The 16,562-nt window shown below is 53.6% G+C and carries 17 protein-coding genes, 1 pseudogene and 1 riboswitch; of the genes and pseudogenes, 9 read left to right on the top strand and 9 right to left on the bottom strand.

The genetic code is table 11. The annotated features are described in order from the left end of the window. The first annotated feature begins 115 nt into the window (after window positions 1-115). Window positions 116-1,480, top strand: a complete 1,365-nt coding sequence (gene sdaA / locus RHN82_RS19630) for an L-serine ammonia-lyase (RefSeq protein ID WP_047051754.1) — start codon at window positions 116-118, stop codon at window positions 1,478-1,480. Between the two features lie 129 nt (window positions 1,481-1,609). After that, a complete protein-coding gene (locus RHN82_RS19625) occupies window positions 1,610-3,208 on the top strand; it encodes an EAL domain-containing protein (RefSeq protein WP_047051755.1) in 1,599 nt (532 codons plus the stop codon). Window positions 3,209-3,214: 6 nt separating this feature from the next. Here RHN82_RS19625 and yoaE read toward each other — a convergent pair whose 3' ends face one another. Next, window positions 3,215-4,774, bottom strand: a complete 1,560-nt coding sequence (gene yoaE / locus RHN82_RS19620; RefSeq protein WP_006810992.1) for a CNNM family cation transport protein YoaE — start codon at window positions 4,772-4,774, stop codon at window positions 3,215-3,217. Beyond that, on the bottom strand, window positions 4,762-4,920 hold the full coding sequence (locus RHN82_RS24580) for a protein YoaL (protein ID WP_370883315.1): 159 nt from the start codon (window positions 4,918-4,920) through the stop codon (window positions 4,762-4,764). Before RHN82_RS24580 ends, yoaE begins: the two co-directional genes overlap by 13 nt. Before the next feature lie 316 nt (window positions 4,921-5,236). On the opposite strand from RHN82_RS24580, the gene manX reads away from it, so the two are divergent. The 5 genes from manX to mntP all read left to right on the top strand — a co-directional run bounded on the left by manX (window position 5,237) and on the right by mntP (window position 9,396). Next, entirely contained in the window at window positions 5,237-6,205 is a 969-nt protein-coding gene (gene manX / locus RHN82_RS19615) for a PTS mannose transporter subunit IIAB (RefSeq protein WP_047051756.1), read from the top strand. A gap of 47 nt (window positions 6,206-6,252) precedes the next feature. Further along, window positions 6,253-7,053: a PTS mannose transporter subunit IIC gene (gene manY / locus RHN82_RS19610; RefSeq protein ID WP_003859914.1), complete on the top strand. Its 801-nt coding sequence runs from the start codon at window positions 6,253-6,255 to the stop codon at window positions 7,051-7,053. 12 nt (window positions 7,054-7,065) lie between these two features. Then, on the top strand, window positions 7,066-7,917 hold the full coding sequence (locus RHN82_RS19605; protein WP_006810994.1) for a PTS mannose transporter subunit IID: 852 nt from the start codon (window positions 7,066-7,068) through the stop codon (window positions 7,915-7,917). 54 nt (window positions 7,918-7,971) lie between these two features. Beyond that, a complete protein-coding gene (locus RHN82_RS19600; RefSeq protein ID WP_047051757.1) occupies window positions 7,972-8,430 on the top strand; it encodes a DUF986 family protein in 459 nt (152 codons plus the stop codon). Between the two features lie 198 nt (window positions 8,431-8,628). Beyond that, window positions 8,629-8,828, top strand: a riboswitch (yybP-ykoY riboswitch). 1 nt (window position 8,829) lies between these two features. Further along, window positions 8,830-9,396, top strand: a complete 567-nt coding sequence (gene mntP, locus RHN82_RS19595; RefSeq protein ID WP_003859911.1) for a manganese efflux pump MntP — start codon at window positions 8,830-8,832, stop codon at window positions 9,394-9,396. Here the strand turns inward: mntP and rlmA are convergent. The 6 genes and pseudogenes from rlmA to mgrB all read right to left on the bottom strand — a co-directional run bounded on the left by rlmA (window position 9,393) and on the right by mgrB (window position 13,751). After that, window positions 9,393-10,208 carry a 23S rRNA (guanine(745)-N(1))-methyltransferase gene (gene rlmA / locus RHN82_RS19590; protein ID WP_047051758.1) on the bottom strand — a complete coding sequence of 272 codons (816 nt, stop codon included), beginning with the start codon at window positions 10,206-10,208 and terminating at the stop codon, window positions 9,393-9,395. The genes mntP and rlmA overlap by 4 nt on opposite strands. A 39-nt stretch (window positions 10,209-10,247) precedes the next feature. Next, window positions 10,248-11,993 carry a peptidoglycan glycosyltransferase FtsI gene (gene ftsI / locus RHN82_RS19585; RefSeq protein ID WP_047051759.1) on the bottom strand — a complete coding sequence of 582 codons (1,746 nt, stop codon included), beginning with the start codon at window positions 11,991-11,993 and terminating at the stop codon, window positions 10,248-10,250. 216 nt (window positions 11,994-12,209) lie between these two features. Then, the gene (gene cspE, locus RHN82_RS19580) at window positions 12,210-12,419 is read right to left on the bottom strand and encodes a transcription antiterminator/RNA stability regulator CspE (RefSeq protein WP_001062678.1); all 210 of its coding nucleotides are present in this window, start codon (window positions 12,417-12,419) and stop codon (window positions 12,210-12,212) included. Window positions 12,420-12,431: 12 nt separating this feature from the next. Beyond that, window positions 12,432-12,576: pseudogene (locus tag RHN82_RS19575) on the bottom strand (DUF2627 domain-containing protein). 669 nt (window positions 12,577-13,245) lie between these two features. Then, entirely contained in the window at window positions 13,246-13,533 is a 288-nt protein-coding gene (locus tag RHN82_RS19570) for a YebO family protein (RefSeq protein ID WP_017693259.1), read from the bottom strand. A gap of 74 nt (window positions 13,534-13,607) precedes the next feature. Continuing rightward, window positions 13,608-13,751 carry a PhoP/PhoQ regulator MgrB gene (gene mgrB / locus RHN82_RS19565; protein WP_003859906.1) on the bottom strand — a complete coding sequence of 48 codons (144 nt, stop codon included), beginning with the start codon at window positions 13,749-13,751 and terminating at the stop codon, window positions 13,608-13,610. A 160-nt stretch (window positions 13,752-13,911) separates the two neighbouring features. On the opposite strand from mgrB, the gene RHN82_RS19560 reads away from it, so the two are divergent. Continuing rightward, entirely contained in the window at window positions 13,912-14,151 is a 240-nt protein-coding gene (locus RHN82_RS19560) for a YobH family protein (RefSeq protein ID WP_003859905.1), read from the top strand. 63 nt (window positions 14,152-14,214) lie between these two features. Here RHN82_RS19560 and kdgR read toward each other — a convergent pair whose 3' ends face one another. Continuing rightward, window positions 14,215-15,006, bottom strand: coding sequence for a DNA-binding transcriptional regulator KdgR (gene kdgR / locus RHN82_RS19555; RefSeq protein WP_003859903.1), 792 nt, complete (start codon window positions 15,004-15,006; stop codon window positions 14,215-14,217). A 178-nt stretch (window positions 15,007-15,184) separates the two neighbouring features. Between kdgR and RHN82_RS19550 the strand changes: the two genes are divergently transcribed. Further along, a complete protein-coding gene (locus RHN82_RS19550) occupies window positions 15,185-16,558 on the top strand; it encodes an MFS transporter (protein WP_047051760.1) in 1,374 nt (457 codons plus the stop codon). Window positions 16,559-16,562: the final 4 nt, after the last annotated feature.

Genomic DNA, 16,562 nt, shown 5'->3' with positions numbered 1-16,562 from the left:
TAACCATTAGTTTAATTCATGTGAATAGTTAAGCCGAGGTTGGTGTTCCCTCTTACACTATGCGCAGTTATAACATCGTTACTGGAACCCCAGTAACCCTGTCAGGAGTGTGAAAGTGATTAGTATATTCGACATGTTCAAAGTGGGGATTGGTCCTTCCTCTTCCCACACTGTAGGGCCGATGAAGGCCGGTAAACAGTTCGTCGATGATCTGGTCGAAAAAGGATTACTGGAAAGCGTTACCCGTGTCGCCGTAGACGTTTACGGTTCACTGTCATTAACGGGTAAAGGCCACCACACCGATATCGCCATTATTATGGGTCTGGCAGGCAATATGCCGGACACTGTTGATATTGATGCCATTCCGGCATTTATCCGCGACGTGGAAACGCGCGGTCGCCTGCTGCTGGCTAACGGCCAGCACGAAGTGGACTTCCCGCAGGATGACGGAATGCGTTTTCGTAGCGACAACCTGCCGCTGCATGAAAACGGCATGACCATCCACGCCTGGAGTGGCGAAAAAGAGATCTACAGCAAAACTTACTACTCCATCGGCGGCGGCTTTATCGTTGACGAAGAACACTTTGGTAAAGAGAGCGTGGGCGACGTCAATGTGCCCTATCCGTTTAAATCGGCCACCGAGATGCTGGGCTACTGCAAAGAGACCGGTCTGTCCCTGTCCGGCATGGTGATGCAGAACGAACTGGCGCTGCACAGCAAGAAAGAGATCGAAGACTATTTTGCTAACGTGTGGCAAACCATGCGCGCCTGTATTGACCGCGGGATGAACACCGAAGGCGTTCTGCCTGGGCCACTGCGCGTACCGCGTCGTGCCTCTGCGCTGCGCCGCATGCTGGTCACCACCGACAAGTTCTCCAATGACCCAATGAACGTGGTCGACTGGGTGAACATGTTTGCCCTCGCGGTTAACGAAGAGAACGCCGCGGGTGGTCGCGTGGTGACCGCACCAACCAACGGCGCGTGCGGTATCGTTCCGGCGGTGCTGGCCTATTACGATCACTTTATTGAGCCCGTGACGCCGGACATCTATATCCGTTATTTCCTCGCGGCAGGCGCTATCGGCGCACTGTACAAAATGAATGCGTCCATCTCCGGCGCTGAAGTGGGCTGTCAGGGTGAAGTGGGCGTGGCCTGCTCCATGGCGGCGGCTGGCCTGGCGGAGCTGCTGGGCGCAAGCCCTGAGCAGGTGTGCGTGGCGGCGGAAATCGGTATGGAGCACAACCTCGGTCTGACCTGTGACCCGGTTGCCGGTCAGGTGCAGGTGCCGTGCATTGAGCGTAACGCCATCGCCTCCGTCAAAGCGATCAACGCCTCCCGTATGGCGATGCGCCGTACCAGCGAGCCACGCGTGTCGCTGGATAAGGTTATTGAAACCATGTACGAAACCGGCAAGGACATGAACGCGAAGTACCGTGAGACCTCGCGCGGCGGTCTGGCCATTAAGGTGCAGTGCGACTAAGCCTTCCTTTCGCCCATCTGCAACGGATGGGCGAATTTTCCCCTCTCGTCTCGTCGCTTCACGTATTCCCCACTACACTGTCACTGTTGCGTCTGGCTTTTCCGGCCGGTGCTTAACAGGCGACCGTTCATGCAAACTGCACAAACGATCATTAAAGACTATCGCCGAAAACGCGTTATCGTCTGTGTCACGGTTGCGCTCGTTACGCTCGTCCTGACGCTGGGTATTCGCTTTATTTCACAGCGCAACATAAATCAGGATCGGATCCACGACTTTACCCACCACACCGTGCGTGCGCTTGATAAGGTGCTTCTTTCGTTAGAGGCCCAGCGGGAAACGCTTCTTTCACTGGTTGGCATACCCTGTTCCGAAGCAAATCTGATCCTGCGAAAACAGGCGGCGATCCTCCAGACCGTACGCTCCATCGCCCTCATTCAAGACCGAATACTGTATTGCTCAAGCGTCTTTGGCAGCCGTAATGTGCCCGTCAGTGAGTTTGTGCCGGAGCTGCCGGTCAGTGAATCCAGGCTGCTGCTGTTGACCGACCGGTGGCTGGTAAAAGGCAGCCCGGTACTGATTCAGTGGTCTCCCGTTGCGGGCGATGGCAACGACGGGGTGATGGAGGTGGTGAATATCGATCTCATCACTAAAATGATTCTCGAGCCGCAGCGGCCGCAGATCACCGACGTTGTCCTGAGAGTGGGAGATAACTTCCTGCGCGATGGGCAACAGGTGACGACTACGCCGACCTTCGATGAAAACGCCTCCCTGCTGGAACAATCGTCACAGCATTACCCTTTCAGCGTCACGGTGAGCGGCCCCGGGCCTGGCGAAATGGCGTTGAAAAATCTGCCCACCCAGCTGCCGCTGGCGTTGATGCTCAGCTTACTGATGGGCTATATCGCCTGGCTCGCCACCGCGCGGCGCATCAGTTTCACCTGGGAAATCAATATGGGAATTGCGGCCCGGGAGTTTGAGCTTTTCTGCCAGCCGCTGGTGAATGCCCGCACCCGGGAATGTGTCGGCGTCGAGATCCTCCTGCGCTGGAACAACCCGCGTCAGGGATGGATTTCGCCCGATGTCTTTATCCCTCTGGCCGAAGAACATAACCTGATTGTTCCGCTTACCCGCTACGTCATCAGCGAAACGGTGCGGCAGATAGGCTATTTCCCGGCCTCGCGCGATTTCCATATCGGCATTAACGTGGCCGCCAGCCATTTTCGCCGCGCGACGCTGATCCGGGATCTCAACCGCATCTGGTTTAACGCCAACCCTGTACAACAGTTGATCGTCGAGTTAACCGAACGCGATGCGTTGCTGGATGTGGATTACCGCATCGTGCGTGAGCTGCACCGCAAAGGGGTGAAACTTGCGATTGATGATTTTGGGACCGGCAACAGTTCACTTTCATGGCTAGAAAAACTGCATCCGGATGTGCTGAAAATCGATAAATCCTTCACCACCGCGATCGGCACCGACGCCGTGAACTCAACGGTAACGGATATTATTATTGCGCTGGGTCAGCGGCTGAATATTGAACTGGTTGCGGAGGGGGTGGAAACCGAGGAGCAGTCACGCTACCTGCGGCGTCACAGCGTACATATTTTGCAGGGGTACTTGTATGCGCGGCCAATGCCGCTGCGCGAGTTTCCGAAATGGCTGGCGGAAAGTCACTCTCCGCCAGCCCGTCACAACGGACACATCGTGCCCTTACTGCCGTTACGCTAGATAGCGTTACTCTTCTTCGTCGTGTGCAGAGTGCTCTTTAACAATACGCACCATATCAACGCGATAGTCGTTGGCTTCGACGATGGTAATTTGCAGCGGCGGCAGCTCCAGCACATCACCGATACGCGGGATCTGCCCGTTAACGGCAATCACCAGCCCCGCCACGGTGGCAATGTCTTCATCATCATTGACTACGTTTTCGACGCCCAGCGTGTGCGAGAGCGCGTGCAGGTCGGTGGTGCCTTTCACCAGCCAGCCGTCACCGTCGGCAACGATTTCCGGCGTTTCATCCGCATCAGGGAATTCACCGGCAATGGCTTCCAGCACGTCCAGCGGCGTCACCAGGCCCTGTACTACACCAAATTCGTTGGTGACGATAACAAAGCTCCCGCGGGCACGGCGCAGCACGCCCAGCAGGTTAATCGGATCCAGCGTCTCCGGCACCACGATGGCAGGCGACGCGGCCGCAACGGCCTCGACGTTAACGCCCTCTTCCAGCGCCACCAGCATCTCTTTCGCGCGTACCACACCGATGATCTCATCCAGCTCCCCCCGGCAGACCGGGAACAGGCTGTGCGGCGAAGAGAGCAGCTGCTGACGAATTTCGTCGACGCTCAGGTTGGCGTCCACCCAGCTGATTTCGCCGCGCGGCGTCATAATGCCGCGCAGGGAGCGGGAAGCCAGCGAAAGCACGCCATTGATCATATAGCGTTCTTCTTCCACAAACGCGCCTTCCGGCACCGGAACCGGGTTGCGGTTCTCGTTATCAGCCTGCACGTTCACCTGACGACGCCCGCCCATCAGTCGAAGAATCGCATCTGCGGTACGGGCTCGCAGCGGCTGATTCGACTGCTGCTTAATAAAGTTACGGCGCGCAATCTGGTTAAACAGCTCGATCAGAATCGAGAAGCCAATCGCGGCGTACAGGTAGCCTTTCGGAATATGGAAACCAAACCCTTCTGCTACCAGGCTCAGACCAATCATCAGCAGGAAGCTCAGACACAGCACAACGACCGTCGGATGCTGGTTGACGAAACGCGTCAGCGGTTTCGACGCCAGCAGCATTACCGCCATCGCAATCACCACCGCCGCCATCATCACCGGCAGATGGTTCACCATGCCGACCGCCGTAATCACCGCATCCAGTGAGAAGACCGCATCAAGCACCACAATCTGGAGAACAACCACCCAGAAGCTGGCATAACCCTTACCGTGTCCATCATCGTGCTGCCGGTTTTCCAGCCGTTCATGCAGCTCTGTTGTGGCTTTGAACAGCAGGAACAGTCCCCCTACCAGCATGATTAAATCGCGGCCGGAGAAGGTGAAATCCATGACGGTGAACAGGGGCTTCGTCAGGGTAACCATCCACGAGATCACAGACAGTAAGCCCAGACGCATGATCAGCGCCAGCGAGAGGCCGATCAGACGGGCTTTATCACGCTGTTTCGGCGGCAGCTTATCCGCGAGGATGGCGATAAACACCAGGTTATCAATACCGAGAACGATCTCCAGCACGACCAGCGTAAGCAAGCCTACCCAGATTGACGGGTCCATTAAGAATTCCATGACACGCTCCTGCTAAAGGAATGACAAAACGGTGCCCCGCTAATGTCGGGCATTTCAAAGGGAATGAGAGTCGATGCGTGGCGAAGATCGCCGGTGATTAAGGCGCGGAATGGCCTGGAAGATGACTGACGTCGGTGACGGTCCATATAGTGGGCTGTAGCCCTATACTCCTGAATAATTAAACGGACGCTAAACATATCAGAGACAATTGGTTTTTAGCAAAGATTTACGTTCCTTTGCAAACTTCTGTAACACACGCGGATTATCTTAGAGAAAAATCTGTAAGGCGTAGCTAAATTACGGATCTTCATCACATAAATTATTTTTTCACTATCTAAAATAATTCGCGGAAGTCTTAGTTTTTTGAACTCTAACCCTTATCTGAATCGATTCGGTTCGCCAATACGATTCTCAGTACGCCTGCCTGGCAGACGTATAAATGATAATAAAAGGAGGTAGCAAGTGACCATTGCTATTGTCATAGGCACACATGGTTGGGCTGCGGAGCAGTTACTCAAAACGGCAGAAATGCTGTTGGGCGAGCAGGAAAACGTCGGCTGGATCGATTTCGTTCCCGGTGAAAATGCCGAGACGCTGATTGAAAAATACACTGCTCAGCTTGAGAAGCTGGATACCAGCAAAGGCGTGCTGTTTCTCGTGGATACATGGGGCGGCAGCCCGTTCAACGCTGCCAGCCGCATTGTCGTCGATAAAGAGCATTATGAAGTCGTCGCCGGGGTGAATATTCCGATGTTGGTGGAAACCTTGATGGCGCGTGACGACAATCCAGGTTTTGATGAACTGGTGGCGCTGGCGGTGGAAACCGGTCGCGAAGGCGTGAAGGCGCTGAAAGCGCAGCCGGTTGAAAAACCTGCCCCTGCCCCCGCCCCTGCTGCGCCAAGGGCGGCAGCACCGGCGAAGCCAATGGGTCCGAACGATTACATGGTTATCGGCCTTGCGCGTATTGATGACCGTTTGATCCACGGCCAGGTGGCGACACGCTGGACCAAAGAGACCAACGTACAACGCATCATCGTGGTCAGTGACGAAGTGGCCGCCGACACTGTCCGTAAAACCCTTCTTACCCAGGTTGCACCGCCGGGCGTCACCGCGCACGTCGTGGATGTCGCCAAAATGATCCGCGTTTACAACAACCCGAAATATGCGGGTGAGCGCGTGATGCTTCTCTTCACCAACCCGACAGACGTCGAACGCATTGTTGAAGGCGGCGTGAAAATCACCTCCGTTAACATTGGCGGTATGGCATTCCGTCAGGGCAAAACGCAGGTCAACAACGCGATTTCAGTGGATGCGAAAGATATCGAGGCCTTCAACAAACTGAATGCACGCGGTATCGAACTGGAAGCCCGTAAGGTTTCCACGGATCAGAAACTGAAAATGATGGATTTGATCGGCAAAGTGGGGAAATAAGCCCGGGCCGGTTTTTCATATAGAGCTTATGTAATAGGAGAAGTGCAATGGAGATTACTACTCTTCAGATTGTGCTGGTGTTCATCGTCGCATGTATTGCGGGTATGGAGTCCGTACTTGATGAATTTCAGTTCCACCGCCCTCTGGTGGCCTGTACGTTGATTGGCGCCGTACTCGGTGACATGAAAACCGGTATCATCATCGGTGGTACCCTGGAAATGATCGCCCTCGGCTGGATGAACATCGGTGCGGCAGTGGCGCCAGATGCCGCGCTGGCGTCCATTATTTCAACCGTTCTGGTTATCGCTGGTCATCAGAGTATTGGTGCCGGTATCGCGCTGGCCATCCCACTGGCCGCAGCGGGTCAGGTGCTGACCATTATCGTCCGTACTATTACCGTTGCCTTCCAGCACGCGGCGGATAAGGCGGCCGAAAACGGCAACCTCACCGCGCTCTCCTGGATCCACGTTTCTTCCCTGTTCCTGCAAGCGATGCGTATCGCGATCCCTGCGGTTATCGTGGCGATCTCTGTTGGTACCAGCGAAGTTCAGGGCATGCTGAATGCGATCCCTGAAGTGGTCACCAGCGGTCTGAATATCGCCGGGGGTATGATCGTGGTGGTCGGTTATGCGATGGTCATCAACATGATGCGCGCGGGCTACCTGATGCCGTTTTTCTACCTCGGCTTCGTTACCGCTGCGTTCACCAACTTCAACCTGGTTGCGCTGGGTGTGATTGGTGCGGTGATGGCGATTCTTTATATCCAGCTCAGCCCGAAATACAACCGTGTCGCGGGTGCCCCTGCGCAGGCTGCTGGTAACAACGATCTCGATAACGAACTGGACTAACAGGTGAGCGAAATGGTTGATATGACAAAAACTACCACTGAGAAAAAACTCACTCCGGGTGATATTCGTGGCGTGTTCATCCGTTCTAACCTGTTTCAGGGTTCATGGAACTTCGAACGTATGCAGGCGCTCGGCTTCTGCTTCTCCATGGTGCCGGCCATTAAACGCCTGTATCCGGAAAACAACGAAGCACGCCGTCAGGCAATTAAGCGTCACCTGGAATTCTTCAACACCCATCCTTATGTTGCGGCGCCGGTTCTGGGCGTGACGCTGGCGATGGAAGAGCAGCGTGCGAACGGGGCTGAGATCGACGATGGTGCCATCAACGGTATCAAAGTTGGTCTGATGGGGCCGCTGGCAGGCGTGGGCGACCCGATCTTCTGGGGTACCGTGCGTCCGGTCTTTGCGGCGCTGGGCGCCGGGATCGCGATGAGCGGCAGCCTGCTCGGTCCTCTGCTGTTCTTCATCCTGTTCAACGCGGTGCGTCTGCTGACCCGTTACTACGGCGTGGCGTACGGTTACCGTAAAGGGGTGGATATCGTTAAGGATATGGGCGGCGGCTTCCTGCAAAAACTGACTGAGGGGGCGTCAATCCTCGGCCTGTTTGTAATGGGGGCGCTGGTTAACAAGTGGACGCACGTGAACATCCCGCTGGTGGTATCGACGATCACCGGTCAGGATGGTCAGACGCGCGTTACCACCGTGCAGACCATTCTGGACCAGCTGATGCCGGGCCTGGTACCGCTGCTGTTAACCTTCGCCTGTATGTGGCTGCTGCGTAAGAAAGTCAACCCGCTGTGGATCATCGTTGGCTTCTTCGTCATCGGTATCGCGGGCTACGCCGTCGGTCTGCTGGGTCTGTAATAAACTGCGTTACCGACCGGGGGCTTGCCCCCGGTCTTTTTATCTGGAGGATGAATGACTGTCACGGACACCGTACTGGTTTTGTTTATTGTTGCCCTTCTGGCTTACGCGATCTATGACGAGTTCATTATGCCTCGCCGCCACGGCGAGACGCTGCTGACCCTTCCCCTCTTACGCCGTGGACGCATTGATGCGTTTATCTTCGCCGGTCTGGTAGTCATCCTGATTTACAATAATGTGACCAGCCAAGGCGCAATATTAACCACATGGTTATTATGTGCGCTGGCATTAATGGCGATTTACCTGTTCTGGATCCGCTCGCCAAAACTCATTTTTAAAAAACACGGATTCTTCTTCGCCAATGTCTGGATAGAATATAACCGCATTAAAGAGATGAATTTATCCGAAGACGGCGTTCTGGTGATGCAATTAGAACAACGCCGCCTGCTCATCCAGGTCAAAAATATTGATGACCTGGAAAAGATATACAAATTACTCGTCAAAACTCAATGAGTTATCATTATAGCATCGGCTATATATTGCATTATTCTTGAACCAGCAATATAGCCGGTGCTATATCTCCTCTGTTAATTAACTTATATTTATTAACGATATTTTCACGCATAAATCTAAATGAAAATCGTTATCAATATAGTGGCTATATAAAGCCATCTTCGTTGTTGTTTTATATTCTCAAAATATGTTAAGGTTGCGCCCGTCGTTGGGGAGTAGCCGATTTCCTGCCTGCGGGAAATGTACGTGTCAACATACTCGTTGAAAAACGTGGCGCGTACGGATCGTTTTCAGCACACTTACTGTGCGAAAGCGATCAGGCGAGACCATAGATACATCAACTGCTGTTTACTGGGGGCAGTGATGTGTCATATGGATATCCCCGGTCTGGACGCTCTTATGAATATCTCCGCTACGATCCTTCTGGCTTTTGGCATGTCCATGGACGCATTTGCCGCCTCTATTGGTAAAGGCGCCACCCTCCATAAACCTAAATTTTCCGAAGCCCTGCGTACCGGTCTCATCTTTGGCGCTATCGAAACGCTGACGCCGCTTATCGGCTGGGGTCTGGGGATGCTCGCCAGCCAGTTTGTGCTGGAGTGGAATCACTGGATTGCTTTCGTGCTGCTGGTGTTCCTCGGCGGACGCATGGTGATTGAAGGTTTTCGAGGCAACGGCGATGAAGACGATGCGCCGCTGCAACGCCACGGCTTCTGGCTTCTGGTGACAACCGCCATCGCAACCAGCCTGGATGCAATGGCCGTGGGTGTCGGTCTGGCATTTTTGCAGGTCAATATTATCGCCACCGCGTTGGCGATTGGCTGCGCCACGCTGATCATGTCAACGCTGGGGATGATGGTGGGTCGGTTCATTGGCCCGCTGTTAGGCAAACGCGCCGAAATTCTGGGCGGTATCGTGTTGATCGGGATTGGTGCCCAAATCCTTTGGGCACACTTCGCGGGTTAACCTTCGCGCTGCCAGCAATGGATGCTGAAATCCGTCTGGCAGCGAAATTCTGTCTGCGCTGCCAGCGTTTCCCACACCTCTGGTTTTGCCCGCCACGCAAACGGCGTCATTTGCAGTAACGCCACCGCTTCACTTCCCTGCAACGTCATTTCATACGCGACCGACTGCGCCTGCTTCAACGCAAAGCCCGCCAGCTGTTCAGAGTGCGGCGCATGCAGGTGAACTTCATCATAGATCAGTCCTTTTAGCTCCAGCAGATGACGCGGCCCTGGCGTGACGGTGATAACCCAGCCGCCGGGCTTAACGACGCGCGCCAGCTCCTCTGCCTTGCACGGCGCATAGATACGCACCACGGCGTCCATACTCGCTTCCTCAAACGGCAGGCGGTGGCTGGAGGCCACGCAGAACGTTACCGCTGAGTAGCGTTTGGCTGCCGCACGGATAGCCACTTTCGACACGTCCAGCCCGTATGTTTCGGCACCCTTCTCAGCCGCCACGTCAGCAAACGTGGCGGTGTAGTAGCCTTCGCCGCAGCCGATATCCAGTATGGCAGATGCGCCTTCTGTCAGATGTTGACGGAGTAAGGCGACAACGGCATCCCTGAGCGGTTGATAGTGCCCGGCATCGAGAAACGCCCGGCGCGCCTGCATCATCTCCGCGCTGTCACCCGGGTCCCGGGAGCGCTTGTGCTGTACCGGCAGAAGATTTACATAGCCCTCTTTCGCCCGGTCAAACTGATGTCCCTGTGGACAGATAAACGTTTTCTCCGCGCGCGTCAGCGGCGCGTGGCAAAGGGGACAACTGAAAGACATGACAGCTCCAGGGCGTAAACCAAAAGGCGAAGTGTACCGCTATTCGCCAGGGTTATAAACGGCTGGGTGACGCATCACGATCAGATGGTCAGAATCTGCCGGCAGCCCGTCTGGCTTCACGTTTTCCAGACGCAGAACGTTACCCATAATTTCGCTGAACACGGGCGCGGAAACGGCCCCGCCGTAATAGGCACCGTTTTGCGGATCGTTGATCACCACCACCAGCGCAAAACGGGGATCGCTGGCAGGCGCAACGCCTGCGGTATAGGCGACGTATTTATCCACATACTTACCGTGTTCATCGATTTTTTTGGCCGTCCCGGTTTTTATCGCCACGCGATAGTTACGCACCGCCGCTTTGATCCCGCCACCGCCGGGTAACGCAACGCTCTCCATCATGTGCTCCACCTCGTGAACAATTTCCTCGGGCATCACCCGCTTGCCAATCACCGGCGGGTCGATTCGGGTGATGGACAGAGGCCGTTCAATGCCATAGCTGCCGATGGTGGCATACACATGCGCCAGCTGGAGGGGGGTGACCATCAGGCCATACCCAAAGGCAAAGGTCGCCCGGTCTAACTGGCTCCAGAATTTTCGCTGCGGCAGTAAACCTGCGCTTTCTCCCGTTAAGCCAAGCCCGGTACTCTCTCCAAAACCAAAGTGTTTATAGGTATCCAGCAACCGTTGCACGGGCATCGCCAGCGAAAGACGCGACACGCCCGTGTCACTGGATTTTTGCAGGATCCCGGTCATCGTCAGCTCGGGGTAGTAGCCCACATCGCGGATACGATGGCCATCAATGGTGTAGGGATGCGTGTCTATGACGCTGTCAGGCCGTACCAGCCCCTGCTGTAGCGCCGTCATCAGCACCAGAGGCTTAACGGTCGAGCCAGGTTCAAAGGTGTCGCTGATCGCGCGATTGCGAAAATCATCCAGCGTTGCCCCTTCCCGGTTATTGGGGTTGAAGTCGGGGAAGCTCGCCATCGCCAGAATTTCGCCCGTCTGGATATTAATCAGCACCGACGCGCCTGATTCGGCTTTGTTCCACGCCACGGCATTATCCAGCGCGTCTTCGGTGATAGTTTGGAGGCGTTCATCGATACTCAGCTGGATATTATGTGCCGGTACGGGAGCCACCTCCGTGAGGTTCTCCACCACATGTCCGTAGCGATCTTTCCTGACCAGCCGCACGCCTGCCTTCCCGGTAAGCTGTGTGTTAAAACTTTTCTCGACGCCCTCAATGCCCTGACCATCAATATTGGTGAAGCCAATCAGGTTCGCCGCCACGTGCCCGGCAGGATAAAAGCGGCGGGACTCATTGCGAAGGTTGATACCGGGAAGACGCAGCTTATCGATCCACTTTGCCTGGGCGGGATCAACCTGACGGGCAAGGTAAATAAATCGCCCGTGCGGGTTACTGTTGATGCGCGATGCGAGCGTGCTCAGAGAAAGGTGTAAGGCATTTGCCAGGGCCTGCCAGCGCGAGTCATAACCGATCCCCCCTTTTTCCAGCACTGTTTTGGGATCGGCCCAGACGGCCTGGACAGGTACGCTCACCGCAAGGGGTCGCCCTTCACGGTCCACAATCATCCCACGCGGGGCGTCTATCGCCACTTCGCGCAGGGAGCGCATATCCTCCTGCTTCACCAGATTATCCGGTTTGATAATTTGCAGCCACGCCACTCGGCCCAGCAGAAACGCAAGACTACAAAAGATGGCGAGACACAGAAGTGCAAAACGTGCCGGAGTAAAGTTTCCGGTGGTCGTTATTGTCTTTTTTTTCACCTTAACCCCAGGGTTGTTGATCAACGCCCTGATTTAACGGGAAAAGCAGATAATAAGGCGGGAAAACAATGCTAATAATCTCGCGGGTTTGCAACAAGATAATAACAGCGGAGGATTACGTAATATTTTGAAAAATAAGCGAATAAAAAAGCCCCGCATCGGCGAGGCTTATGTCTGAGATCGAAGCGCTGAGCGCTTCAGTCAGCAGTGATTCGATCAGATAGCAGTTACGTTAACCGCAGCTGGGCCTTTCTGGCCATCCTGAATTTCGAACTCAACGTTCTGGCCTTCAGCCAGAGTTTTGAAGCCGTTACCCTGGATTGCAGAGAAGTGTACGAACACGTCTTTGCTGCCGTCAGCAGGAGTAATGAAACCAAAACCTTTAGACTCGTTGAACCACTTAACTTGACCTTTAATCTTTGCCATTTGCAAAATTCCTTAGAGTGTTTTCTTAGCCCGCGGGCTTTGACATAGATAAAACTGAGACATTACTGCTTGAGGCACTAATATAAGGTTCGGCAGAGAAGCGGTATTCAACGACAACGTGTTTACTCAGGACTTCTTTACTGAAAATGCCACACATAAACAGAACTGTACCTCGTTTGACCCAAAACGTGTTATCACACACAACGTTTAATATGGCAAGCCATTTTTAAACGTGTCTCGATCCGCCGCACAAATTCAGGTGTTACTCCATAACAATCTGCACAGTTATGCGAATTGTCAAATGAAGCGCCACCTGACCTCACTGCCCGCAGGGTGCGTTGCCGCGCCCTGTAATCAAAGACTTTTTAAACATAGCTCAATCATTTCAAAGCGTCCATCCCAATCCCTGATTTTCTTTAAAAGAATGACTGAGTTAGAACATTTTGTGAAAAGTTATGCTGAAAACATTGCAACGCACCGACATGTGTCAGGGGAATATACGATGTTAATTACATTTTGCTAATTGTATTAAAATCCACCATTTAATTAGCGTTATTCTGCACCAAAATAATGAAATTTTTATGACTCTGCCTCAAAACAAGGCAAGCAAAACGTTTCGATAAAAATAAAACACTTCAGGAAAGATAAAACACACAATTTATTCAACGAAACGGTAATTATTGAATAAGGATAAATATTCGCCAGTTTTCAGTATGCTGAAACAATAGTTAACTGCTGCTTAATTATATGTTGGGATGGTGTGGATCACATTTGATAAGGGAGGGGATTTACGCCGTACGTCAGGCTACCTCCCTTTCCGGGCAGACTATCGTTCGGCTACCAGGCGAATGAAGTCTTCCTCGTCCTGTTGTTGAGCAACAGCGTCCTTCGGTACCGCTTTCTCCTCCGGCTCGTTGGCTTCGCACAGACGACGCAGCAACGCAGTCTGCCGTTTCTGCTGATCGAGCAATGCTTCCAGCAGTTCAATCTGCTCGTTTGTGCGGGAGCTGGCGCGGTTAACGAAGAACCACAGCACCAGCCCAACGACCAGCACCACCAAAGACATTACCAGGGATGCAATGCTCAGCAGCCCCGAATTCAGTAACTCACCCATTTCACCACCTCAGTAAAAACGGTCATTTTACCACTGCCGCCACGTAAGGACATCACTCAGCGTAAAAATGGCCTCTACCAGGGGATAAACTTATTGATTGAACAAATGCCGCTAAAGAACTGTACATCCTGATCGCACATCACATTGATAGTCTGCGTCCACAGCACCACGCATGCTATCAACACTATAATCAGAATTACCCAGCGTATTTTTTTCACTCCACACTCCGTCTTATGACCTGATGCAGCCAGGTTATCACGGTTATCTTAAACAGGGGCTAACTGTACCTTCAACAGACGCTTTTCGGAATCGTGCACTTGTTTCACTGCGTAAACCCGTTACGCTTACTCCATGACAACAAAGAAAAAAGAGGCAGCGATGCGTTTACTTATTCGTACAGTAATTGTACTGGCCATTGTGTGGATCGGCCTGTTATTAAGTGGGTACGGCGTATTAATGGGGAGCAAAGAAAATGCCGCGGGTCTGGGTATCCAGTGTAAATATCTTACAGCCCGGGGGGTAAGCACGGCTCAGTACATCCATTCCGACAGCGGGATCATCGGGTTAACCAACTGTCCTGTGCTGCGTAAATCGTCTGATGTGATTGATAACGGTTAATCAGCGCTGAATTTCGCTTACAAAAACGCCGCACTGTTGCGGCGTTTTTATTGGAAGCGTCGATCAGAACGGATAATCGTTATAGCCCATCTGCTCTGAAATTTTGCGCGCTGCGGTATGCAGGATCGCCACATATTCATGAAGACGCTCTTCAGAGAAACGCAGCGTTGGGAACGAAATACTCAGGCCCGCAATGACAACGCCGAAGCGGTCAAATACCGGTACACCGATGCAACGCAGTCCCTCTTCCTGCTCTTCGTTATCTTCCCCGTAACCCTGCTCACGCACGTTATCCAGCACGCTCAGCAGCTCATCCGTACTGGTAATGGTGCGGTCGGTGCTACGTTTGTACTCCACCCCGTCAAGGATCTGCTTCACCTCTTCGCGATCGCGCCAGGCCAGCAGTACTTTACCAATTGCGGTGCTGTAGAGCGGGTTACGACGACCGATGCGTGAATACATGCGCAGGTTGTACATGGAGTCAATTTTGTGGATGTAAACAATGCTGTCTTCATCCAGCGCACCGAGGTGAATTGTCTCTTTCGTCAGTCGTGAAAGTTCACGCATCTGAATGTCAGCGCTGCGGATCAGATCCACGTTCTGCAAGGCGCGGGCACCCAGTTCAAACAGTTTCAGGGTTAGAGAATATTTTTCTGATTCTCCTTCCTGCGCGACATAACCCAATGATTTCATCGTCTGCAAAAAGCGATAAACGGTGCTTTTCGACATCATCACACGCTGCGACAACTCTGTAATACCAATTTCACGCTCTTCTCCGAGCGCCTGCAAGATGCCAAACACCTTCAGCACGGAAGAAACAGAATCTGGCTGCTTATCCAAATCTGCGATTGCCATTTATCACCTCATGGAGAGTGTTTTATAAAAATCAGAACCGGTTTTTATTATAAATTCGTGTGATGCGTGCTGCAATCTATCTGGGTTTACTTCGTTACAAATCTGCGACATAAAACCGAAATAACGATGCTAAAATAGTTACTCTGAAAATAATTTCACGCTGAGTCATTCTTTTCCCATGCAAAAAAACGTTTCTGATGGCCTGCCCTTACCGCAGCGGTACGGGGCAATTGCCACTATTGTCATCGGTATTTCGATGGCTGTCCTTGACGGTGCGATTGCCAACGTGGCGCTTCCGACCATTGCCAAAGACCTGAATGCTTCGCCGGCCAGCTCTATCTGGATTGTCAACGCGTACCAGATAGCGATTGTGATTTCTCTTCTGTCGCTCTCTTTCCTGGGTGATATGTTTGGTTATCGCCGGGTTTACCAGTGCGGGCTGGTGGTCTTTACCCTCACCTCGCTCTTCTGTGCCCTTTCAGATTCACTGCACACCCTTACGCTGGCGCGTATCGCCCAGGGTTTTGGCGGGGCGGCGCTAATGAGCGTGAACACGGCCCTGATACGGCTTATCTACCCTCACCGCCACCTGGGGCGCGGGATGGGCATTAACTCCTTTATTGTGGCCGTGTCGTCCGCCGCCGGGCCGACGATTGCCGCCGCCATCCTGTCCGTTGCCTCGTGGCAGTGGCTGTTTGCCATTAACGTGCCGCTGGGCATTGTGGCGATCTTCTTCGCCCTGCGCTATCTTCCGGAAAATGGTCCGAAAAGCACCATGCCACGTTTCGATCTGCCCAGCGCTGTGATGAACGCGCTGACCTTTGGCCTGCTGATTACCGCGCTGAGCGGATTTGCGCAGGGACAGTCTCTGTCGCTCATTACCACAGAAATCGTTGCCATGCTTATCATCGGCTTTTTCTTTGTACGACGTCAGCTGGCGCTGCCCGTGCCGTTACTGCCGGTGGATTTGCTACGTATTCCGCTGTTTTCGCTATCCATTTGTACCTCCATTTGCTCGTTCTGTGCCCAGATGCTGGCGCTGGTTGCGCTGCCGTTCTTTTTGCAGAGCGTGATTGGCCGTTCAGAAGTGGAGACAGGCTTGCTGCTCACGCCCTGGCCTCTGGCAACCATGGTGATGGCCCCGCTGGCCGGTTACCTTATTGAGCGCGTCCACGCCGGGCTTCTGGGGGCGATTGGACTGGTCGTCATGGCGGTGGGCCTGTTTGCACTGGCGCTCCTGCCCTCCTCGCCAGGGGATCTGGATATTATCTGGCGCATGATCCTGTGTGGGGCCGGTTTTGGTCTGTTTCAGTCCCCTAATAACCACACGATTATCACCTCTGCCCCACGTCATCGCAGCGGTGGCGCCAGCGGGATGCTGGGCACGGCAAGACTGTTAGGGCAAAGCACCGGGGCCGCACTGGTGGCGTTGATGTTTAACCTGGCCGGGCAGAATGCGACGCACGTTGCGCTGATTACCGCAGGGTCACTGGCGACCCTCGCAGCTGTCATTAGCGGCCTTCGTGTCACCCAGCCAAAGGCGCAGGCATAAAAAA

The sequence above is a fragment of the Enterobacter cloacae complex sp. EB5 genome (assembly GCF_031432835.1).
Classification (GTDB): domain Bacteria; phylum Pseudomonadota; class Gammaproteobacteria; order Enterobacterales; family Enterobacteriaceae; genus Enterobacter; species Enterobacter hormaechei_C.
Note: the sequence above shows the minus strand (reverse complement) of the source record. Positions and strands in the feature narration are given on the sequence as shown.